The 23,513-nt window shown below is 40.4% G+C and carries 19 protein-coding genes; 14 read left to right on the forward strand and 5 right to left on the reverse strand.

Going from position 1 to position 23,513, the window contains the following annotated elements; all coding sequences use genetic code 11:
* Window positions 1-14: 14 nt before the first annotated feature.
* Both CWB60_RS11610 and CWB60_RS11615 read right to left on the reverse strand, forming a co-directional pair.
* Window positions 15-1,748 carry an AMP-binding protein gene (locus CWB60_RS11610; RefSeq protein WP_138578144.1) on the reverse strand — a complete coding sequence of 578 codons (1,734 nt, stop codon included), beginning with the start codon at window positions 1,746-1,748 and terminating at the stop codon, window positions 15-17.
* Between the two features lie 306 nt (window positions 1,749-2,054).
* Window positions 2,055-2,501 (reverse strand): DUF3010 family protein, encoded by a 447-nt coding sequence (locus CWB60_RS11615; RefSeq protein WP_004587837.1) that lies wholly within the window; start codon window positions 2,499-2,501, stop codon window positions 2,055-2,057.
* A gap of 383 nt (window positions 2,502-2,884) precedes the next feature.
* Between CWB60_RS11615 and thrS the strand changes: the two genes are divergently transcribed.
* The 10 genes from thrS to CWB60_RS11665 all read left to right on the forward strand — a co-directional run bounded on the left by thrS (window position 2,885) and on the right by CWB60_RS11665 (window position 13,445).
* On the forward strand, window positions 2,885-4,795 hold the full coding sequence (thrS, locus tag CWB60_RS11620; protein WP_138578143.1) for a threonine--tRNA ligase: 1,911 nt from the start codon (window positions 2,885-2,887) through the stop codon (window positions 4,793-4,795).
* Between the two features lie 59 nt (window positions 4,796-4,854).
* On the forward strand, window positions 4,855-5,415 hold the full coding sequence (gene infC, locus CWB60_RS11625; protein ID WP_024034072.1) for a translation initiation factor IF-3: 561 nt from the start codon (window positions 4,855-4,857) through the stop codon (window positions 5,413-5,415).
* A 211-nt stretch (window positions 5,416-5,626) separates the two neighbouring features.
* Window positions 5,627-5,827 (forward strand): 50S ribosomal protein L35, encoded by a 201-nt coding sequence (rpmI, locus tag CWB60_RS11630; RefSeq protein WP_004587840.1) that lies wholly within the window; start codon window positions 5,627-5,629, stop codon window positions 5,825-5,827.
* Window positions 5,828-5,842: 15 nt separating this feature from the next.
* Window positions 5,843-6,205, forward strand: a complete 363-nt coding sequence (gene rplT / locus CWB60_RS11635; RefSeq protein WP_004587841.1) for a 50S ribosomal protein L20 — start codon at window positions 5,843-5,845, stop codon at window positions 6,203-6,205.
* A gap of 420 nt (window positions 6,206-6,625) precedes the next feature.
* Complete coding sequence (locus CWB60_RS11640) at window positions 6,626-8,443, forward strand: M14 family metallopeptidase (protein WP_138578141.1); 1,818 nt, start codon at window positions 6,626-6,628, stop codon at window positions 8,441-8,443.
* Between the two features lies 1 nt (window position 8,444).
* Window positions 8,445-9,086 (forward strand): MBL fold metallo-hydrolase, encoded by a 642-nt coding sequence (locus CWB60_RS11645; protein WP_138578139.1) that lies wholly within the window; start codon window positions 8,445-8,447, stop codon window positions 9,084-9,086.
* 90 nt (window positions 9,087-9,176) lie between these two features.
* Window positions 9,177-9,635: an Lrp/AsnC family transcriptional regulator gene (locus tag CWB60_RS11650; RefSeq protein ID WP_002960703.1), complete on the forward strand. Its 459-nt coding sequence runs from the start codon at window positions 9,177-9,179 to the stop codon at window positions 9,633-9,635.
* A gap of 129 nt (window positions 9,636-9,764) precedes the next feature.
* Window positions 9,765-11,321: a SulP family inorganic anion transporter gene (locus tag CWB60_RS11655; protein WP_004587844.1), complete on the forward strand. Its 1,557-nt coding sequence runs from the start codon at window positions 9,765-9,767 to the stop codon at window positions 11,319-11,321.
* A 229-nt stretch (window positions 11,322-11,550) separates the two neighbouring features.
* The gene (locus tag CWB60_RS11660; protein ID WP_024034075.1) at window positions 11,551-12,624 is read left to right on the forward strand and encodes a sensor histidine kinase; all 1,074 of its coding nucleotides are present in this window, start codon (window positions 11,551-11,553) and stop codon (window positions 12,622-12,624) included.
* Window positions 12,621-13,445 carry a LytR/AlgR family response regulator transcription factor gene (locus CWB60_RS11665; protein ID WP_138578137.1) on the forward strand — a complete coding sequence of 275 codons (825 nt, stop codon included), beginning with the start codon at window positions 12,621-12,623 and terminating at the stop codon, window positions 13,443-13,445. Before CWB60_RS11660 ends, CWB60_RS11665 begins: the two co-directional genes overlap by 4 nt.
* 62 nt (window positions 13,446-13,507) lie before the next feature.
* Here CWB60_RS11665 and pyk read toward each other — a convergent pair whose 3' ends face one another.
* Window positions 13,508-14,944, reverse strand: coding sequence for a pyruvate kinase (pyk, locus tag CWB60_RS11670; protein WP_004587847.1), 1,437 nt, complete (start codon window positions 14,942-14,944; stop codon window positions 13,508-13,510).
* Window positions 14,945-15,328: 384 nt separating this feature from the next.
* Between pyk and gnd the strand changes: the two genes are divergently transcribed.
* On the forward strand, window positions 15,329-16,702 hold the full coding sequence (gnd, locus tag CWB60_RS11675; protein WP_024034078.1) for an NADP-dependent phosphogluconate dehydrogenase: 1,374 nt from the start codon (window positions 15,329-15,331) through the stop codon (window positions 16,700-16,702).
* Window positions 16,703-16,768: 66 nt separating this feature from the next.
* Here gnd and ansA read toward each other — a convergent pair whose 3' ends face one another.
* Together ansA and sppA are read right to left on the reverse strand one after the other, a co-directional pair.
* Window positions 16,769-17,779: an asparaginase gene (gene ansA / locus CWB60_RS11680; RefSeq protein ID WP_024034079.1), complete on the reverse strand. Its 1,011-nt coding sequence runs from the start codon at window positions 17,777-17,779 to the stop codon at window positions 16,769-16,771.
* Between the two features lie 82 nt (window positions 17,780-17,861).
* A complete protein-coding gene (gene sppA, locus CWB60_RS11685; RefSeq protein WP_138578135.1) occupies window positions 17,862-19,727 on the reverse strand; it encodes a signal peptide peptidase SppA in 1,866 nt (621 codons plus the stop codon).
* 219 nt (window positions 19,728-19,946) lie between these two features.
* Here sppA and CWB60_RS11690 point away from each other — a divergent pair, with 219 nt between their 5' ends.
* The 3 genes from CWB60_RS11690 to CWB60_RS11700 all read left to right on the forward strand — a co-directional run bounded on the left by CWB60_RS11690 (window position 19,947) and on the right by CWB60_RS11700 (window position 23,473).
* Window positions 19,947-21,908, forward strand: coding sequence for an oxidoreductase (locus tag CWB60_RS11690; RefSeq protein WP_138578133.1), 1,962 nt, complete (start codon window positions 19,947-19,949; stop codon window positions 21,906-21,908).
* A gap of 90 nt (window positions 21,909-21,998) precedes the next feature.
* Complete coding sequence (locus CWB60_RS11695) at window positions 21,999-22,682, forward strand: HvfX family Cu-binding RiPP maturation protein (protein WP_055253459.1); 684 nt, start codon at window positions 21,999-22,001, stop codon at window positions 22,680-22,682.
* A gap of 242 nt (window positions 22,683-22,924) precedes the next feature.
* Complete coding sequence (locus CWB60_RS11700; protein WP_138578131.1) at window positions 22,925-23,473, forward strand: NAD(P)H nitroreductase; 549 nt, start codon at window positions 22,925-22,927, stop codon at window positions 23,471-23,473.
* The last annotated feature ends 40 nt before the right edge of the window (window positions 23,474-23,513 follow it).

Below are 23,513 nucleotides of genomic sequence, written 5' to 3' on the forward strand. Positions count from 1 at the left end.
GTTAATGTTTGCGGTTAAGAAAAGGCCTTATCAGTAAGAGATTGCTGCATTTGCTCTCGCATTTTAAACTTTTGCAGTTTGCCTGTTACTGTCATTGGGTAACTCTCTACAAAGCGAATATAACGGGGCATTTTAAAATAGGCGAGTTTGTCTTTTAAAAATGCACGTATTGCTTGCTCATCAAGTACTGCATCTTCTTTTGGCTGGATCCACGCACACACTTCTTCGCCGTACTTCTCATCACTAATACCAAATATAGCGGCATCTTGAATACCTGGGTAAGTGTAAAGAACCTCTTCAATTTCGCGTGGGTAAATGTTTTCGCCACCTCGAATGATCATGTCTTTAATGCGGCCAACAATACTCACAAACCCTTCGCAGTCCATTACCCCTAAATCACCAGAGTGTAACCAGCCTTCGTCATCTATAGTAGCTTTTGTTTTTTCTTCGTCATTCCAATAGCAGCGCATTATACCGGCGCCCTTACTGCAGACCTCACCAGGTACACCTATTTTTTGAATGTTACCCAGTTCGTCAATAATTTTAACTTCAGTGTGAGCAAGGGCACGGCCAACGGTTGTTACTTGGCGCTCTATTGATGAGTCGGTTTCGGTTATATTGTTGATTGGGCTGCACTCAGTTTGCCCATACGCAATTAATACTTGATGCATGTTCATTTGTGTTTGGACTTTACGCATGACTTGCTCAGGGCACGTTGAGCCCGCCATTACACCAGTGCGTAAAGTGCTGAGGTTATAATTGGTAAAATTAGGCAGCTCTAGTTGGCTAATAAACATAGTCGGCACACCATGCAGCGCGGTGCAGCCCTCTTGCTGCACAACATCAAGCGTGGTTTTTGCATCAAACGCATCGCTTGGGTATATAGCTGCGGCGCCTTTACTTACACATAGCAGGCTGCCAAGCACCATCGCAAAACAATGATACAGAGGCACAGGTATGCACAGTTTATCTTGCGCTGTAAAATGCATAGCATCTGCAACAAAGAGCGCATTATTAAGTATGTTCTTATGGGTGAGTGTAGCGCCTTTAGGGTTGCCCGTGGTGCCAGAGGTAAACTGTATATTTATGTCTTGATCCGCGTTTAAATTTGCTGAAATCGCATTTAATTCAAGCTTGTGAGCCGGGGTGGCAAAATTCATCACATCAGCAAACGTAAACATACCAGGGCTTTTTTCATTGCCAATGCGTATTACATTTTTAAGGCTAGGTAGGGCATGTGCATTTAGCTCACCGGGTTCACATTGGGCAAGTTCAGGCGCTAAGCTGTTAAGCATGTCTATATAATTGCTGCCTTTAAAATGTGACGCGGTAATTAATGTGCTGCATTCTACCGAGTTCAAAGCATAGGCTAACTCGTTTGGCCTGTAGGCAGGGTTAATGCAGACCATAATGGCACCTATTTTGGCGCTCGCAAATTGGGTTAAACACCACTCAATGTTATTGGGTGACCATATTCCTACTCTATCTCCTGGTTTAACGCCTATTGCTAGTAGCCCCATAGCGAGTTGATTAACTTCATTTTGAAATGCTTTATACGTTAAGCGTACATTTTGATGGCTAACAACGACAGCGAGCGAATTAGGGTGTTTGTCGACAATGGAATCAAAATACTCGCCAATTGTTTTATCCGTTAGCGGCGGGCTTTGTGCACCTTTAAAATAGCTTTTTGTGAGCGGTAATGTGTTTATTTGTTCTACTTCTTTTACCGAGCGCGATGGTGTGTGCATGTGCTTCTCCGTATTAATGTGTGTCAGTTACTTATAATCAATCCGTGCTGATAAGTCAGTATTCATTTGCTTAGCCACGAATAGCTGTGTAGCAAAATAAAAAATAGTTAAGCGAATTGTTATAGGCTGTAGTTAAAATAAACACAAATTGTCGACAAAGAAAGGGTGGTTAGACTAATGTACTAAGCATAAATAAAAGTTAAATGAAACGTTTTACAGATGGCCAATAAAAACTAACTTTTATAAAGGCATAAAAAAACGCCACTAAATGGCGTTTTTTATAGCTTATTTTAATCGCTTTGTGACTTATAGCTCGTCACTGCGGTAGGTTTTTTTCATAATGTATACATAGGCATTAACAAAAGCGTTTTCTTGGTACTTTTTAAGGCCTGTGTCTTCAAACGCAATAGGTATAGGGTTGCGTTTAAGCTGCTCTTTAATTTCGGTCGTTGAGAATACGCGAACATCTAACTCTTCAATTAATTGAATCGCTGTTTCCATTTTAAAGCCCTTTGCACTGCCTGCAAATTTACCTTTAGGTTGGCGCTCACGAATGGCAACAGAATCAATTTGGTAATCTTGCATTAGTTTTGCAAAATCAAATTGAAATTTACGCATTATTTCAGTGTCGTTACCGTTACCTAAGGTAAAGCGTGTTTGGCGCACATCGCGAATATCAAATACGTCGTTATCTTTACTTAAAATACAAAGTAGTACATCACTACCGGTAATTTCTACACCACATGTTCTCATTGCTGTTCTCTAATATAACTTAATTGCTTGGTATTATACCCAACATCTAATAAATTGCGAGAGCAAGGCGGTGTAGGTGCATTTTAATAATCAGTAAACTCAAGTTGTCACATGCTTGATTTAAATTAGCGAGCGAAAAACAAAAAAATGACAATTTTAGGCAAAATTTCAAGTAATGAGCGCGCTTTAAACTTGTAATTGATACTCTATCACGCGACAATATCTTTTTTGTAGTTGAGCAGACTCAGCATCTACATTAGTCATTTATGGCGAAAAATAGTCAATGCTTATTCGTAAAAGCGTTGTCGAGTCATTCTCATTTAATTTATTTAAAAATACACGTGATACATTGTAGGTGTCACCACTGTATGTAAGGATTTATAATGCCAGTTATTACTCTTCCTGACGGCAGTCAGCGTAGTTTTGAAAACCCTGTAAGTACTCTTGATGTAGCTAACGACATTGGCCCAGGCCTTGCTAAAGCAACCATTGCTGGTCGTGTTAATGGCGAGCGTGTTGATGCGTGCGATATGATCAACGAAGATTCGCGCCTTGAGATCATCACCGCAAAAGATGACGATGGCCTAGAGATTATTCGCCACTCGTGTGCTCACTTAATCGGTCACGCAGTTAAGCAGCTTTTCCCAGACGCTAAAATGGCTATTGGTCCAACTATTGATAACGGTTTTTACTACGATATTGATATGGAACACTCTTTGTCTCAAGAAGACTTAGACGCCATTGAAAAGCGTATGTTGCAACTTGCAAAAACAAACTACGACGTAGTGAAAAAAAATGTAAGCTGGCAAGAAGCACGCGATACGTTTGAAGCGCGTGGCGAAACATACAAAATGGAAATTTTGGACGAAAACATCGCAAAAGATGATCGCCCAGGATTATACCACCACGAAGAATACGTAGACATGTGTCGTGGTCCGCACGTACCAAACATGAAATTCTGCCAAAACTTCAAAATAATGAAAGTAGCTGGCGCTTACTGGCGTGGCGACTCTGAAAACAAAATGCTACAGCGTATTTACGGCACTGCGTGGGGCGATAAAAAGCAGCTTAAAGTGTACCTTAAACGCTTAGAAGAGGCTGAAAAACGCGATCACCGCCGTATTGGTAAAGCGCTTGATTTATGGCACTGGCAAGAAGAAGCGCCAGGTATGGTATTTTGGCACAACGATGGTTGGAGCATTTACCGCGAGCTTGAAGAATTTGTTCGTGAAAAACTGCGTGAGTACAGCTACGAAGAAGTTAAAGGTCCAATGATGATGGACCGCTCTTTGTGGGAAAAATCAGGTCACTGGGAAAAATACTCAGACGCCATGTTTACCACAGAGTCTGAAAAACGCGAATACGCTATAAAACCAATGAACTGCCCAGGTCACGTGCAAATTTTTAACCAAGGTTTAAAATCGTACCGTGATTTACCACTGCGTATGGCTGAGTTTGGTTGTTGTCACCGTAACGAACCATCAGGCGCTTTACACGGCTTAATGCGTGTACGTGGCTTTACACAAGATGATGCTCACGTGTTCTGTACAGAAGAGCAAGTAATGGACGAAGTTTCAGCGTGTATTAAGATGGTTTATGATACATATGAGACATTCGGTTTTGACAAAATTGTAGTTAAGCTTTCTACGCGTCCTGAAAAACGCATCGGCGATGATGAAATTTGGGACAAAGCAGAGGTTGCATTAGCCGATGCACTTAAAGCAAACGACATTGAATTTGATTACCTACCAGGTGAAGGTGCTTTTTACGGACCTAAAATTGAATTTACTTTGTACGATTGTTTAGACAGAGCGTGGCAATGTGGTACAGTGCAACTCGACTTTGCATTACCGGGTCGTTTAGGCGCTACTTATGTAGCAGAAAATAACGAACGACGCACTCCAGTTATGATACACCGTGCTATTTTAGGCTCAATTGAGCGCTTTATCGGTATTTTAACTGAAGAATACGCTGGTTTATTCCCAACGTGGCTTGCTCCAAAGCAAGTGGTAATTATGAACATTACCGATAAACAAGCAGATTACGTGCACGAAATTGTACAAAAATTAAATAAACTTGGAATTAGAGCCGCTGCTGACTTGAGAAATGAGAAGATTGGCTTTAAAATCCGAGAACATACACTTAAGCGTATTCCTTACTTACTCGTTGTTGGCGATAAAGAAGTTGAACAACAGGAAGTAGCAGTACGTACCCGCACAGGTGAAGACCTAGGCAAATTTAATGTTGATGATTTTGTAGCTAAAATTAGCGAAGAAATTAAAAATCGACAGTAAAAATCGAGCGTGTAGGGCAATCACAAACAGCCAACTACGCGCTTATATTATTGATATTCTTGGAGGAACGTACCATTAGAGGCGGCAAGAAAGGGCAACAAACAGCTCAAAAAAATCGTATTAACGAAGAAATTACAGCTCAAGAAGTTCGTTTAATCGACATCGAAGGCGAACAAGCTGGAATTCAGTCATTAAAAGACGCACAAGCTATGGCTGATGCAGCGGGTGTTGATCTTGTAGAGATTAGCCCAAACGCTGAGCCGCCTGTTTGTAAGGTTATGGACTACGGTAAGTTCATCTTTGAAAAAAGCAAAGAACTAAAAGAGCAGAAGAAGAAGCAAAAGCAAATCCAGATTAAAGAAATCAAATTCCGTCCTGGCACGGATGAAGGTGACTATCAGGTTAAGCTTCGCAACTTACGTAAGTTCTTAGAAGCTGGCGATAAAGCTAAGATTACTATCCGCTTCCGTGGCCGCGAAATGGCTCACCAAGAAATTGGTATCGAATTATTAAACCGTGTTAAGGCTGATTTAGAAGAACTTGCAGTAGTTGAGTCTTTCCCAAATCGTGTTGAAGGCCGCCAAATGGTTATGATGATGGCGCCTGTTGCTAAAAAATAATTTTTAAGCGATAATACGCACCGAATTTAGCTCAGGTACCCAAGTAATATGCAAATATTCACCTGTGCTAACCGGTTTTAAAGTAAAATTGCGGCATTTTTGCTGGGTTTTCACCGGAATATGGCAGTAAGTTAGGCCTAAAAGTGGAGCTATAGAAATATATCTCACGCCTGCTTACTAATTTTTAAGCAATACATTTGGAGTTATTGCAATGGCTTATAAGCTAAAAAGTCACAGAGGCGCTGCTAAGCGTTTCAAGAAAACTGCTTCTGGCGGTTTCAAGCGTAAACAAGCGCATCTTCGTCACATTCTGACTAAGAAAACTTCTAAGCGTAAGTTACACCTACGTCCTAAGATGATGGTTCATAAAAATGACCATGGTCTAGTTTCACGTATGTTACCATTCGCTTAATAGGGGTTTTTAGAAATGGCAAGAGTTAAACGCGGCGTTGTCGCACGTGCACGTCACAAAAAAGTTTTAAAGCAAGCTAAAGGTTACTACGGAGCACGTTCACGTGTTTACCGCGTAGCTTTCCAGGCAGTTACTAAAGCGGGTCAATACGCTTACCGTGACCGTCGTGCTAAGAAACGTACTTTCCGTCAATTATGGATTGCACGTATCAATGCAGCTTCACGTCAAAATGGTCTGTCTTACAGCCGTTTTATCAATGGTCTTAAAAAGACTTCTGTAGAAATCGATCGTAAGATCCTTGCAGATATCGCTGTTTACGACCAAGTTGCATTTGCAGCGCTTGTTGAAAAAGCAAAAGAAGGCCTAGCGGCAGCTTAAGCTTTTTTAAATAAGTAATAAAGAGGAGCCCTAGGCTCCTTTTTTTGTGCCTGTAATTTAAGACTCACCTAATAATATTCCCCTGCAATAATACTTTATTAATTTTAGGCTAAATGTGTCGCTATCTGCGTTAAAAAACTCTCATTAAGAACTACTAAATAGCGAATTTTCCCTAGCTATTAACACGTTTATCCATTCTCAAAATAGATAGCTTAATTAAGCGGATTGGTATAAACAACGAATTTTTTAGCAAGCTATTGACACTTTTCCCCAGCCTTAAAATTAACTACTTTAATAATCACTTTATTAAGTCCATGGGTATAAACGGGCTTTCTTTTTTGTTGAATCACCGCACTTTTATAATATCGCTATGTTTACTTGGTATAATTTATTTTATTAAAGCGTTTGTTAGAGAAAACTATGTTTGCAAGCCTGTTATTTTTATCTGCAATTGTGGCAGATAACAGTCATTTACCGCCTCTTATTCCTTGGCAAGGTGATAGCGTTTCGTTATTACAACAGCAAGGCCCGTTAACCACTGATTTTGAGTTATCACAGGGCAAAGCCTCGCCAAACTATGCCGATACTATGGCGTTTGTAGATAGGCTTGTAGCGGCAAATCCCACGCAGTTTCAGTCTCAAATAATAGGCTACAGTAATAGTAATCGTGCTATTAAAATGCTGGTTGCCAGTGAACAAGGTTTTTTTGAAGCTGGGCAAATGGCCAACAGCACTAAGCCAACCGTTTTTATCCAAGCCGGTATTCATGCTGGTGAGATAGATGGTAAAGACGCCATGTTTATGTTGCTGCGCGATATTGCAACAGGTAAGCGCCGTGATATTTTAAAAAAGGTAAACATACTTTTTATTCCTATTTTAAACGTAGATGGGCATGAACGCAGCAGCGCATTTAATCGCATAAATCAGCGCGGCCCTAAAAAAATGGGCTTTAGAACCAATGCAAATAATCTAAACCTTAATCGCGATTTCACTAAATTAGATACACCAGAGGTGAGAAGTGTTTTAAAGGTTATTAATGATTACAACCCAAACTTATACATTGATGTGCATGTTACCGATGGCGCCGATTATCAGTACGGTGTGACCTATGGTTATAACCCTGTATTTGCAAGCGAATCGCCTGCTATATCTGATGCGTTAGATCAGTATATAAAGCCGGTTATTGACGAAACATTACAAAAGCAAGGGCATATACCTGGGCCATTGGTATTTGTTATGGATAAACGCGACTTTAAAAAAGGCCTTGCAGGTTGGGTGGCTACACCGCGTTTTTCAAACGGGTGGGGGGATTTAAAATCATTACCAACAATTTTAGTCGAAAACCATTCTTTAAAACCTTATCAACAACGCGTATTAGGCACCTATGTATTTTTAGATGGGGCAATAAACGCGCTTTCTCAGTACAGTCATGAGCTTTCGAACGCCGTTAAAAAAGAGCAAGAATTTGTACCTGAGAAACTAATTGTTAAACGAGGTTATGCTAAACAAGCAGACACGATTAGTGAGTTTAAAGGGGTAGAATACACATCAAGTGTAAGTGCGCTTTCGGGGCAAACTGAGGTTAAATATTTAGGTAAAGCCTATACCTACACTGACTTACCGATTTATTGGCAAAAAGAGGTTGAGCGAGTTGTTGATGTGCCTGAAGCGTTTTTTGTTCCGCCTGTGTATAGCGATATAATAGAAAAGCTTAAGTTACATGGGGTGTCAGTAAACAAACTTAAAGGCGCGAATACGCAACCTTTAAAGCTTGCCAAAGTACTTGATTACTCGTTTGATAAAGCCCCATTTGAAGGGCGCTTTAGAGTCTCTGCAAGTTTTGATTATGTACCAGCAATAAATGTAGATTTAGACGGATGGTATCAAGTAAATACGCAGCAAAAAGCAGGGGAGTTAGCGGTTCATTTATTACACCCAGAGGCTCCTGATTCATTTTTTGCGTGGGGTGAGTTTAATACAATTTTTCAACGAACAGAGTATATGGAAAACTACGCGTTAATCCCTTACGCAAGGAAAATGCTTAAAGACAACCCAAAACTTGCTCTCGAGTTTGATAAAAAACTTCAAGATAAAGCATTTGCGCAAGATGCCAATGCACGTTTGCACTGGTTATATTCACACACGCCATTTTATGACGAAGCGTATTTGAAATACCCAATTTTAATGTCGTATGAGCAAGTAGCCGTTATTCCCGATCAAAAAGATAAAGAAATTTAATATGCACGTTATTACGATACCCGTGACTGCTTTTTCTCAAAATTGCAGAATAATTAGCTGTACAGAAACAAGGCAAGCTGTGGTGATAGACCCAGGTGGTGATGCGCAAAAAATTATAGCCACGCTTAGTGAGCACAAATTAGTACTGAGCGCTATTTGGCTTACACACGGGCATTTAGACCACGTAGGTGCGGCAGATGAATTACGCTCACACTACAATGTGCAAATTATTGGCCCGCAAAAAGATGAGTCATTTTGGTTTGATAACTTGCCTATGCAAGCACAAATGTTTGGTTTTTCAGCTATTGATGCTTTTTACCCTGATATTTGGCTTAACCATAATGATGTATTAACGCTTGGTAAACTTAGCTTTAGTGTTAAGTATTGCCCCGGGCACACACCGGGTCATATTGTGTTTTATGAGCCTGAACAGCAATGCGTTATTGTTGGCGATGTTATTTTTAAAGGTGCTGTAGGGCGTACAGACTTCCCTAAAGGCAATACAGAGCAGCTCATTGAGTCTATTAAAAGCCATATTTTAACGCTTGATGAGAACACGCGTATTTTAGCTGGCCATGGTGAAGATACCACTGTAGGCCACGAAAAACGCACTAATCCATTTGTAAGTGGCCAATTTGGTTAATTAAAATCCATGAAAATGCAAAATTATTGCAGACGGAATTTTAAATTGGCTGTATAATTTAACCAGTTTATTAGATAAATAAGAAATAAAATGTCTCTAAATCACGTAGATCGCCAAATTTTGGCACTTTTACAACAGGACGCAAGTCTTTCAACTGCTGAAATTGCAGACAAAGTAGGCTTATCTCAATCACCTTGTTGGCGACGCATTGCAAAGCTTGAACAAGATGGCTATATCAAAAGTAAAGTTGCGCTTTTAGATGAGAAAAAGCTTGGTTTTGACATGCTTGTATACGCACATGTGCGCTTATCAAATCATGGCAAGAAAAACTTAGCTGAATTTGAAAAGCTAATCATGAGCTATGACGAAGTGACAGAATGTTACACAATGGCCGGCACGATGGACTTTATGCTGCGTATAATCTCACAAGGTATAGAAGGCTATGAGCACTTTGTACGTGACAATTTACTCAGCTTAGAATACGTTCAAGAGGTACACTCTAACGTAACCATGACATGTGTAAAACGCAGTACATCTCTTCCTCTATAAAATAAACGACACAAAGTTAAGCTATACTAAGAAAGCTAATAACGGTGTGTGCGAATTGTTAAATGAGCGCTAATTTGGTAACATTTAGCGCTTTTTCGATCCTAACCTAATAACCCCCTGAGGAACTCAATGTTTAACTTACTCAGCAAAGCGCCTAGCTCTGCTAAAAACGATATTTTATCTGGCTTAACTGTAGCACTTGCTTTAGTTCCAGAAGCTGTTGCGTTTGCTTTTGTAGCAAATGTCGAACCTTTAGTTGGTCTCTATGCCGCGTTTATCGTTGGTTTAATTACGGCTATTTTTGGTGGCCGCCCTGGTATGATTTCGGGCGCAACCGGTGCATTAGCTGTTGTAATGGTAAGTTTGGTACTTGATCACGGTGTTGAGTATTTATTTGCCACGGTGTTGCTGATGGGAATACTGCAAATACTCGCGGGGATATTTAAGCTCGGTAAGTTTATTCGCATGGTCCCTCATCCTGTTATGCTCGGCTTTGTAAATGGATTAGCGATAGTAATATTTTTAGCGCAACTTGGGCAGTTTAAAGTGCCAGATGGCGCAGGTGGCCAGCAATGGATGACAGGTAACCCGCTTTACATCATGTTAGGTTTAGTTGCATTAACCATGGCTATCATTCACTTTTTACCTAAGCTCACCACTGCAGTGCCTTCTTCTTTAGTGGCTATTGTAACGGTAACCGCGTTAGTAATAGGCCTTGATTTAGACTCGCGCACTGTACTTGATTTCCTAAAAGGGATGACAGGTAATGAAGCGGCTACCATTGCTGGCGGCTTACCTGAATTTCACATTCCTATGGTTCCATTTACCCTGGAAACTTTTTATATAATTTTTCCGTATGCATTAATTTTAGCGGCTATTGGTTTAATTGAGTCGTTATTAACGCTTAGCTTGATTGATGAAATTACCGAAACCCGTGGTCACTCAAATAAAGAGTGTATTGGCCAAGGTGCTGCTAATGTAACCTGTGGTTTTTTTGGCGCAATGGGTGGCTGTGCCATGATTGGGCAATCAATGATCAACATTAATTCGGGCGGGCGCTCGCGCTTGTCGGGTATAAGTGCTGCACTAATGCTGCTTGCATTTATTATATTTGCTTCAAGTTTAATTGAAATGATCCCACTGGCTGCGCTTGTAGGTGTTATGTTTATGGTTGTACTTGGTACGTTTGAATGGGCAAGCTTTAAAATGATGAAGCGTGTACCATTGTCTGATGCCTTTGTAATTGTATTGGTATCTGGTGTAACCGTAGTAACCGATTTAGCGATTGCCGTGTGTGTGGGTGTTATTGTTTCTGCCTTGGTATTTGCTTGGAATCATGCAAAACATATCTACACAACTAATTACATTGATGAGCAAGGTGCTAAAGTTTACGAGCTTCATGGCCCGCTATTTTTTGGCTCAGTTAAAAACTTTTCTGAGTTATTCGATGTTAAAAACGACCCTAAAGATGTAATTATTGAATTTGAACACAGCCGTGTTGCGGATCACAGTGCAATTGAAGCCATCGACAGCTTAGCTGATAAGTACACTAAAGCAGGTAAACAGCTTCACTTACGTCATTTAAGTAAAGACTGTAAGCAGCTGTTACACAAAGCGCGTGACTTAGTTGAGGTGAACGTAATTGAAGACCCAACTTATAAAGTAGCCTCTGATAAACTTGCCTAGTTTATAAGGTGGCTTTGCCCATACGTGCTGATTGAATCGGCATTTTAAAAGCGAAAGGTTAAAGCCTTTCGCTTTTTTATTGGCTTAACTTTGCGGTAAGGCTCTTAAAAATTAAGACAGTTGGTACTGCTAACACTTTGTAATAATCGATATAATAACCAAACCAGTGGTTAAATTAGCTAACGTAATTTTAACTTATTGGCTAACTTATACGGAGTTGTATTTTATTTTGAATTGGCAATCTTTAGTTGATAACAGGCAACGCTTTTTTTGGCTATTGCAAATTGCAGGCTGGATTGGTTATGCGCTTGTAAATTATATCGGCTCTAAAGTATTTGAAATGCGTGATATTTACGTGTTCGTTATATTATTAAATGCCTATGCGGGCTGTTTAATGACAGTCCCACTTCGTTATATTTATCGAAAAACCTGGAATGCATCGCCGTGGATATTAATGGTGGTTGTATTTGGTGCCTCGTACATTACAGGTACGTTGTGGGCAATTGTACAAAAATTTAATTTATGGGAAATATACCGCCATGGTTATCGCCCAGAAGATTGGTTTTACTATTTACAGCATGGCTTAGACTCTGTTTACATAATTTTATGTTGGAGTGGCTTATACTTTGGCATAAAGTATTACCAGCTATTACAAAGTGAGCGACAAAAAGCGCTTAAAGCAACTACAATGGCCCATGAAGCGCAATTAAAAATGCTCAGATATCAACTTAACCCGCATTTTTTATTTAATACGCTCAATGCTATTTCTACATTAGTTTTGGTAAAAGAAAACAAAGATGCTAACTTAATGGTGGCAAGGTTAAGCGACTTTTTGCGTTATACACTAAATACCGATCCCATTAAAAAAGTGCCTTTAGAGCAAGAGCTACACGCATTAATGCTGTATTTAGAAATAGAGCGGGTTAGATTTGATGAGCGCTTAAAAGTAAATGTAGATGTAAGCGAGCAAGCAAAAGAGGCACTTGTGCCAAGCTTAATTTTGCAACCGATAATTGAAAACGCAATTAAATACGCCATTGCGCATATGTCACAAGGCGGTGTGATAGACATAAAAGCACAGGTTTTTGCCAACGAGCTACTACTTGAAGTAGGTGATAATGGCCCCGGTACCGAACTAATAGACGGACAACTTGTAAATGCACAAGGGGTAGGGGTGGCAAATACCAAAGACAGATTAAAAACGCTCTATGAAAATAATTATTCGTTTGTATTATCACATAATACGCCAAGTGGATTGAAAGTTAATCTGCGAGTACCGTTTGAGAAGGCTGTGAAGAAATGACTAAAATTAAAACCATCATTGTTGATGATGAACCATTAGCAAGAAAGGGCTTAGCAGTAAGACTTGAAGAATATACTGATATAGAAGTAGTTAAACTGTGTAGTTCAGGCTCTGATGCAATAGCAGCATGTAAAGAGCACCCAATAGACTTAGTTTTTTTAGATATACAAATGCCAGGAATGAATGGCTTTGAAGTTGCCCGTGCCTTAAGCGAAAGCACTAAAGCGTTACCCGCGATTGTGTTTGTTACTGCATTTGATCAATTTGCAGTAAAGGCATTTGAAATACATGCTTTGGATTACATTTTAAAACCCGTTGACGATAACAGACTAAAACAGGCGGTAGAAAAAGTGCATAGTTACTTAAAAACACAGCAAGACAACGCCCATAAGAAAAAACTAGCGAGTTTTGTTGCCGGTATTACAGGTAATAACTGTGAAGAAATACTTAAAAAATTAGCCACAGGCGATACCCTAACCGACAAACGTTACCCAGAATCACTGGCGGTAAAAGAGCAGGGTGAAATTATTCGTGTCCCGGTTGCGACAATTCAGTGGGTTGATGCCGCCGGCGATTATATGTGTTTACATTGCCAAGATGGGCAAACACATATTTTGCGCAAAACAATGAGAGAGCTTGAGCAAGAGCTCGACCCACATTTGTTTGTGCGCGTTCACCGCAGTGCAATTGTAAATACAAAACAAATAAGCAAGCTGGTTACACAAGTCAGCGGTGAGTATTTATTAGTGCTTGAAAACGGACAAGAGCTTAAAGTAAGCCGAAGCTACCGCGATAAAGTAAAAGCAGCGCTAGCCAGCTAGTTTGGTATTTTGCAGGCATAAAAAATGCGAGCTTAGCTCGCATTTTTTATATAAGGCAGAAATTACGCAACAGTTACAATTTTCATTGTGTTCGTTGCGCCCACAGTTTCCATTGAGTCACCGTGAGTAATAATTACTGTATCGCCAGAGTGTAATGAACCTTGTGCTACAAGGGTATCAAGTGCGGCTTTAACCATTCCGTCTTTTTCAGTTTTTGTAGAATCAAAAAACACAGGGTAAACACCACGATAAAGCGCTGTTTGGCCTAGCGTGCTTGCATGGCGTGAAAGCGAGTAAATAGGTAAACCAGAGCTGATACGCGACATAAGTTTAGCGGTACTACCTGACTCAGTTAAGGTAACAATGGCTTTAACCGAATCTAAGTGATTAGCAGCGTACATAGCTGAAAGCGCGATAGATTCTGCATTGTTAGAAAAACGGCTGTCTAAACGGTGCTTAGATACATGGGTTTCTTTTTGCGATTCTGCACCTAAACAAACACGTGCCATTGTAGCGACCGTTTCTTCAGGGTAATCACCGGCAGCGGTTTCTGCTGAAAGCATAACTGCATCAGTACCGTCAAGTACCGCGTTTGCCACATCCATAACTTCTGCGCGTGTTGGCATTGGGTTATCGATCATCGATTCCATCATTTGTGTTGCGGTTACAACAGTACGGTTTAATGAACGAGCGCGACGAATAATGAGTTTTTGTTTACCCATTAGCGCAGCATCACCAATTTCAACACCTAAATCGCCACGAGCAACCATTACAGCGTCTGATGCTAAAACAATGTCATCTACGGCTTCTTGTGTTTCTACGGCTTCTGCACGTTCAATTTTTGCAAGTAGTTGTGCTTTAGAACCTGCAGCTTCTGCTAAAGAGCGTACATAACGCATATCATCGCCACTGCGTGGGAACGATACTGCAATGTAATCAACATCTATTTCAGCGGCAGTGATTAAATCTTCTTTGTCTTTTTCTGTAAACGCAGGGGCTGTTAAACCACCGCCTAAACGGTTAATGCCTTTATTATTTGATAATACACCACCTACCGTAACCGAGCAGTGCACTAAGTGACCTTCTACTTGCTCAACGGTTAGTTGAATAAGGCCATCGTTTAATAGTAATAAATCGCCAGGGCTTACATCTTGTGGTAATTCTTTGTAATCAATACCTACCGCGTTTACGTCGCCTTCACCTTTTTCCATTTTTGCATCTAGGGTGAATTTAGCGCCTACTTCAAGGTTTACTTTACCTTCTTTAAACGTTGAAACACGAATTTTAGGACCTTGAAGGTCTGCAAGGATAGCAACATGTTTACCTAATTTTGTGGCTATCTCACGTACAGCTTGTGCACGGTCTTTATGATCTTGTGCAACACCATGTGAGAAGTTTAAACGTACTACATTAGCGCCAGCGCGAATAATTTTTTCTAGATTGTTATCTCGATCTGTTGCAGGCCCAAGTGTAGCGACTATTTTTGTGCGTCTTAGCATCAAATTCTCCTGTGTGCTTAGATGTGTAAGCAGGTTGACGGTTATTTTGTGACTTCAAAATACTTATAACTTATGTATAAACATTTTTAGTTATAGGCAAACTAGTTAGTATTGCCACTATTTTATACAAAACGAATATGTCATCATTATGACACCGGTGTCAAAATCCGTCAATGATCTTAAATTCAAAATACGCAGAGTATTTGTAACCGCACAGCCCTTATATTTGATACAATTGCAGTGCTTTTTAATAGCGTAATAAAAAAGCATGCTGTATTAGCTCAACGTTCGCATTTTATGACGGTATGAGTATAATGCACGCGGTATTATTTAATGAATTACTTAGTTTACTAACCAAATAGTTGTTACCGAGGAGGACACTAAATGCAAGTTGCATTAGTCGGGTTAGGCGTTATGGGCAAAAATATTGCCTTAAACATGATTGAAAAAGGCATAACGTTAGTCGCATATGATAAAAACCCACATGCGGGTGAAGAGTTATTAAGTTGTGCTAAATCGCAAGGCATGGCCGATAGACTTCATATTGTTTCTGATTTAGGAGACATGGTAAGGCGTTTAGAAGCACCTCGCTCTATTTTATTATTAGTGCCTGCAGGCGAACTGGTTGATGCTGTGTGTAATGAGCTTGTTGAAGCTGGCGTACAGTGTAACGATATGATTGTAGATTGTGGTAACAGTAACTACAAAGACGGCATTAATCGTAAACTTAAGTATCAAAACAAATTTGAATTTGCCACCATGGGTATTTCTGGCGGTGCCGAAGGCGCTCGTCATGGTCCTGCAATGATGGCAAGTGGCTCAGAAGGCGGTTGGGAGCGTATCGAACCGTGGTTTGAAAAAGTAGCCGCTAGCTACAATGGCGAGTCGTGTTTTGCACGCGTTGGTCAATCGGCCAGTGGCCATTTTGTAAAAATGGTTCACAACGGCATTGAATACGCAATTATGCAGCTTATTGCTGAAGTGTATCAACTACTTCGTATTGGCACAGGTCGCTCACCAAAAGAAGTGGCTGAAATTTTTGATGACTGGTCTACCGGTCACTTAAATAGCTACTTACTTGCTATTTCTAGCCATATTTTATCTCTTGAAAACACCAAGCAAGAACCGCTTGTTGATTTAATTGATAATAAAGTAGGCGCAAAAGGCACAGGCCTGTGGACTGCGCAAAATGCACTTGAACTGGGTATTGCTGTTCCTTCACTGGTTGCCGCGGTGCAAGCTCGCCACTTAACCAATGTATGTGACACCACCGCTGCACAAGAAATGACGTATGCCGCTAAAGCTACAAACAAGGTTGATATTGACCTTGAAGAGCTAAAAGATGCATTTACATTGGCGAGCTTATTAGCGTATCGCCAAGGTTTAGCGTTAATTAAAGGGGCATCTCGTACCCATCAGTGGAAAGTAGACTTGTCTAAAACGCTGCAAACATGGCGTGCGGGTTGTATTATTCGCGCTGACTACCTAGATAGCGTAGCGCAAGGCGTTGAATACATTGATACGCTTGAAAATGAATCTAATGCGCTTCGCAAAGTAACTGGGCAAGCTGTAATGACTGGCTTAGCGTTCCCTGTACTTGCATCAACACAAACGTATTTAGCAACATTAACCACACCAAGTAATGGGCATTTAGTACAAGCTCAGCGTGATTACTTTGGTGAGCATGGTATTAAAACTCACTCAGGTGAAGTGTGCCACTTAACTGATTTAGTGGGTATAGACGCGAAAGTAAGATAATTACCGCGTTTATAAATTAATAAAGGCACGCTATTTAGCGTGCCTTTTGCGTTTTGGTCACTAAATTTAGCGACTTAATTCACCGCGTAAATTGTCTTGCATTAAATGGCGAATCGTTTCAATTTCTAGGTTTTGGCTAAACAAATAATGCAGCTTTGTTAAACACGCCTCTAGTGTCATATCGTAGCCACTTATTACACCAATATTTAATAACGCGTTACCCGTAGCATAGCCGCCCATATTTACATGGCCTTTTAAACACTGCGTTAAATTAACAATAACCATGCCGCGTTTACTTGCCTCACTTAGCACGTCTAAAAAGTCGGGGTCTTGTGGGGCATTACCTACGCCAAAGCTAAGCAATACTAGTGCTTTTATATTGTCATTCACCAAACTTTTAACCACGTCTTTACTAATGCCTGGGTATAAATAAAGTACACCAATTGGCTGAGGTGTAATGGTGGTTACCTGTAGTTCGTTTTCTACATAAGGGCTTAGCTGACCTTTAATTAGCTGAATATTAATTCCAGATAACGCTAAAGGCTCTAGGTTAGGAGATGCAAAAGCATTAAAACCATCGGCATGTGCTTTCGTGGCTCGGTTACCTCTAAATAATTGGTTATTAAAAAATAAGCTCACTTCAGCAATAGGGTAATTAGCCGCTAAAAACATGGCGTTTAATAAGTTAACTTGGCCGTCAGAGCGTAATTGCGATAAAGGAATTTGTGAGCCAGTAACAATAACGGGTTTAGTTAAGTTTTCGAACATGAACGACAGGGCAGAGGCTGTGTAAGCCATTGTATCGGTGCCATGAAGGACCACAAAACCATCGTAATCGTGGTATTTGCTTTTAATGTCATCAGCTATTAGTTGCCAATGCGCTGGCGACATATCTGATGAATCGATTAAAGGGCAGTACTCGTGAATATCAAAAAGGGGCATTTCTTCACGGTTAAATTCTGCGTTATTGACCACTGTTTCTGTTAAAAAACCTTCAGCCGGAATGTAGCCACGGCTCGATTTTTTCATACCTATGGTACCGCCAGTGTATGCGATATAAATGCGTTTACGTTTCATAAAAAAAGCCCAGTAAAAAAACTGGGCTTAGTATAACGTTAAGTTGTTTTAAATACAGCTGCTTGAGTAAATACGTGCACTTTTATTGTGCAACGCTACACTCTAAACAACGTGCGTATACACCCTGCGGATCGTTATAATCTTTCAGATCAGCTACTTCACTACTTAGGCGCTTTATCACCGTATTAATATTAGCTTGAGTGGCTAAAACAGAGGCTGTATTTGTATTTAAGCCAAGCATAGATTTAACGGATGCACTGCCAAAAATATCTTGCAGCATTTTTTCTTGTGGGCTTAGGTCTTGCTTAATTGTTTTCACTTCGTAGTGATTAAGTTTTGCAAGCGCCGCTGCGGCATCAATCGCATCTTGTTTATCACCAAGCTTATCAACTAGGCCAAGCTCTTGTGCTTGTGAAGCAATCCACACACGCCCTTGTGCAATTTTATCAACTTGCTCTGGTGTCATATTGCGCGCATCAGCAACCACATCTATAAAGCGGCTATAAGCTTCTTCAACACTCATTTGAATAACTTGCGCCATTTTTTCATTAAGCGGGCGAGTAATAGAAAATCCAGCCATTTCTGACGTTGCAACACCATCTGAGTACACACCAATTTCAGATAAAGTATCTTCAAAAGTCATAAATGTACCAAACACACCAATAGAGCCGGTGATGGTACTTGGTGCTGCCCAAATTTCGTTAGCTGCTGAGGCAATCCAATAACCGCCAGATGCGGCAACTGAGCTCATTGATGCGATTACAGGTTTGCCTGCGGCTTTAAGTGCTAATACTTCAGCACGAATAACCTCAGAGGCAAACATGCTGCCGCCACCTGAATCAATACGTAAAACAACCGCTTTTACTTTATCATCAAGGCGTGCTTTGCGAAGTAGTGCTGCGGTAGAATCGCCGCCAATTTCACCTGCTTTGCGCTCACCATCAACAATCGTACCTTTAGCAACAACTACGGCAACTTTTTCTGTAATTGGGTTATCAAATTCGATAGGGGGCTTAACTAAGCTTAAGTATTCACGAAAAGACACTTGCTTAAATGTTTTACCGTCTTCTTGTGCGCCAACTAAATCAATGAGTTGTTGGCGAATTTGCTGAGTTGTTTTAAGCGAGTCGACCCATTGATGGTCAAGTGCATATTTACCTGCATCGCCATTTGCCGCCTTCATTTTAGCAAGGTAAGCATCCATGGTTTCGTCAAAGTTAGATTCATCAAAAGGGCGTACCGCAGCAACATCTTGCTTATATTCGCTCCATAATGCACCAAGCCAAACACGGTTTGCTTCTTTAGCAGCATCAGACATATCGTTACGAATAAACGGCTCTACCGCCGACTTAAACGTACCGACACGGAAAATATGCTGCGTTACTTTAAGTTTTTCTAGTGCTTCTTTAAAGTAAAGTGGATACATTCCATAGCCTTCAATGGCTACCGAACCATAAGGATGCATTGCAATTTCATCGGCATGCGATGCAATATAATATTGCGATTGAGTGTAATAGTAGCCCGATGCAATCACTTTTTTACCCGCTTGCTTAAAGGCATCTAACGATTTAGTAATACGCTTTAGCTTATTTAGGTGGGCTTTCGGCATTTCTTGCAAATCTAGTAAGATAACGCTGATGCGCTCGTCATTAGTGGCTTCATCAATCACTTTGACTACATCATCAAGTAAAATTTCACTAGGTGCTTCTGAATTAGACGTAGCATCGTTAATGGCTGCTTCGACAGGGTCTATATATGTTTTTTCTTCCACAATAGGCCCATTAAGATTAAGCCTAAGTACAGAGCCATCTTCTATTATTATTGTATCGTCATCGCTTGATAGCGACATAAAAAATACAACAACCAGTAATAAAAACAAAATGTTGAGTATGAAACGACGAGAAAAGTTTATTCCAGCCCAAATACCTCTAAATACCTTTGCTATCAAAATAGCTCCTTAATTTGGTACAGCTAATACATTAGTTCCATCTTAGCCTAGAATAAAAATAATTTTAACTGCTAAATCGTAACGAAGTGTTTATGAGGTTACATAAATATACGTTTTTAATAGTATTTTTAATTAAATGCAGGCACATATTGCTTATTACTTGCCATTAAAGCAGAATTAGCTAATGTATACAGGTTAGACCAGTTAACGGGGCACAGGATGTTAGAACAACAATTACAATTAAAACACACACAATTACGAAACCGCTTGGTAATGGGTTCAATGCATACAGGCCTTGAAGAGGGCTGGCACAACCGCAAAAGGTTAAGCGCTTTTTACGAGGCGCGCGCTAAAGGCGGCACGGCCATGATCATTACCGGGGGCTACAGCCCTAACTTACGCGGTAAATTAACGCCTATTTCTTCATCATTTAACAGCTATTATGATGTATTTAAACACCGTGCATACACAGGCGCCGTTCATAAACATGGCGGAAAAATATGTTTGCAGCTTTTACATGCTGGTCGATACGCTTATCACCCGTTTAACCAGGCCCCGAGCGCTATTCAAGCGCCTATAAATCCATACAAACCTAAACAAATGTCGTTAGGCTCGATTAAAAAAACCATTAAAGACTTTGCGCACTCTGCCTATATGGCAGAAAAAGCAGGTTACGATGGTGTTGAAGTAATGGGCTCTGAAGGTTACTTAATTAATGAATTTATGGCGCCACACACCAATAAGCGCGATGACGAATTTGGTGGCAGCCTAGAAAATAGAATGCGATTAGCGCTTGAAATAGTTAAAGCCGTTAGGGCTAAAGTATCTGATACGTTTTTAATTATTTTTAGATTATCTGTTATGGACCTAATCCCGAATGGCTCAACCCCTGATGAAGTCACTATTCAGGCAAAAGCACTTGAGCAAGCCGGTGTGGATATTTTTAATACTGGCATTGGGTGGCATGAAGCACGCGTGCCAACAATCGCCAGTATGGTGCCTCCTGGAGCATTTAAAGAAGCTTCAAAACGATTAAAGTCAGTGGTTAATGTACCTGTTATAGCTGTAAACCGTATTAATACGCCGGATATAGCCAACCAAATCCTTAATGATAATGAAGCCGATTTAATTTCAATGGCGCGCCCTTTATTAGCCGATCCGGAGTTTTTTAACAAATATCAAAATCAGCAAACTAAACAAATAAATATTTGTATTGGCTGTAACCAAGGCTGTTTAGACCACGTTTTTAAAAATAAACGTGCAACCTGTTTAGTTAACCCACAAGCCGCCTTTGAACTTGATTACCCGTTAGATAAAGCTTCTAACGCTAAAAATGTATTAGTTGTTGGCGCGGGCCCTGCTGGGCTCTCGGCAAGTTGTTATTTGGCTGAAAAAGGGCACACAGTAACGCTTATCGATCAAAAAACACAAATGGGTGGCCAATTTAATCTAGCCATGCAAATTCCAGGTAAAGAAGACTTTAACCATACGCTTAGCTACTTTACTAATGAGCTTGAAAGGCTCAACGTAAATGTAGAGCTTGGTAAAGCCTACGATGATGCAATGTTACAAAAATACGATGACATCGTATTTGCCACAGGTGTACGCCCGCGTGAAGCTGCAATTGAATGCGCAGACTCTAAGCGTGTATTTGCTTATGATGAAGTTATACGCGGTGAGGTCGAACTGGGCAAATCAATAGCCATTTTAGGTGCCGGCGGTATTGGCTTTGATATGGTTGCTTTTTTAAGTGAGCATAAATCGCAATCTATTCCTGAGTTTAAAAAGCAGTGGGGTATTGAGTGCAAGGCAGAGCCACACAAAGATGAGCGACAATTATACATGCTAAAACGCAGTGCAGGGCGCTTTGGTAGCGGGCTTGGAAAAACCACAGGCTGGATACATCGTCAAGTTGCTAAGCAACATGGTGTTAAACAAATTGCTGATTGCCAGTACCACAGTTTTGATAAAAACGGCCTTACAGTTACTGTTGCTGGAGAAAAACAAGTACTGCCGGTTGATACGGTTATTGCGTGTATAGGGCAGGTTTCTAATAATGAAGTGCTTGAGCAACACCGCGAAAATGCAAAGGTACATGTTATTGGTGGTGCTAAATTAGCAGCAGCAATTGATGCAAAGCGTGCAATTTTTGAAGCGCTTCAAGTGGCCAGAGCCATTTAACAGTGTTAATAAAATGAAATAATTTACAGTGCCCTCAGGTCTTGTGTGTATAGAGTCCATAACTTAAAACACTGACAAAGCAGGCCACACATGAGTAAATTATTTCGTTTGTATAATAAAATCATGGGTAATCTATCGTATGCCGACGGATTACCTGCGTTACTTTTTCGCTTAATTTTAGCCCCCGTAATGATTATTGCGGGCTTTAATAAATTAGCCCTAAGTGGAGAAACCGACGGCTTTTTTAGCTATTTTCTTGCTGATGCAAGCGTTGTGCAATGGTTTGGCAATAGTGAATGGGGTTTAGGTTTACCATTTCCAGACTTACTTGCCTTTTTAGCAGGCTGGAGTGAATTTTTAGGCGGGTGGTTTTTACTCTTTGGGCTATTTACCCGCTTAGTAAGCATTCCGCTGATGTTTACAATGGTGGTGGCAGCAACAACTGTGCATTGGCATAATGGTTGGTTTGCTATAGCGCCATCAAACCCTACAACCAGTTCAGCTCAAGTACTTGATTGGTTATCAATTCCAGGGGCTAAAGAAAGCCTTGAAAACTCACTAGAAGTACAAGAACGTATAGGTAAAATTAGGGGCATAGTTGAAGAGCACGGATTTACTGATTACTTATATGAAAAAGGGAAACCTTCCATAATAAATAACGGTATTGAATTTTCTGCTATTTATTTTGCCATGTTACTTAGCTTGTTTTTTGTAGGTGGCGGTCGCTTTGTTAGTGTTGATTATTGGCTCAGGCGTGCAGTAGTAAAAGAGTAGCAAACAAATTGGTTTAAAAAGGGCGTATAAATATTTTTTATACGCCCTTTTTGTTTGTAACGTGTGTTAAACGCATAGCGCCTCTATCGGATTTATACAGTGGTATATGAATATTGTTGACGCAGTAAGGGCGCTGTAATACGAGAGAATAAGTAGGGTTTTAATAAAATTGATAATTAAGCAGAGTTTATTTTTTAAAGGCATAAATGGTACTCTAACGTTTTGAATTATGAGAGTACGCTATGGATGCTATTGAGCTTTTACTAACCCGCCAATCTGACACTAAATTAACCGCCCCAGGGCCAAATTCAGAGCAGCTCGATATAATAAAGCAAGCTGCGTTACGAGTGCCTGATCACGGATGTATTGCGCCTTGGCAGTTTATTGTCGTTCAAGGTGATGCCCGCCATAAATTAGGTGAGATATACCATCAAAGCGCCGTTGCTGAGCAGCAAGAAGAAAAAGTGATTAAACGCGCAAAAGAGCTTGTGCTACGCGCACCGATGATCATTATTGCTATTGCTAAGTATCAAGCCCATCCAAAAGTGCCGCGTATTGAGCAAGTACAAAGCGCCGGTTGCAGTGTACTTGCCATGCAACAAGCCGCATTTGCACAAGGTTTAGGTGGTGTATGGCGTACAGGGTATTTTGCACAAAGCACAGCAGTCAAAAATGCCCTTAATTTAGATGAACAAGATGAAATTGTTGGGTATTTATATTTAGGCACCCCAGAGATTGAGTGCAAAAAGGCAGCTAAGCATAAACCAGATGATTACTTCACTTATTTATAATAAATAATGAACTATTGCAGTTCTGCGCAGTCATATAGCA

The organism is Pseudoalteromonas sp. S327, from assembly GCF_005886415.1.
In the GTDB taxonomy this organism is placed as follows: Bacteria; Pseudomonadota; Gammaproteobacteria; order Enterobacterales; family Alteromonadaceae; genus Pseudoalteromonas; species Pseudoalteromonas atlantica.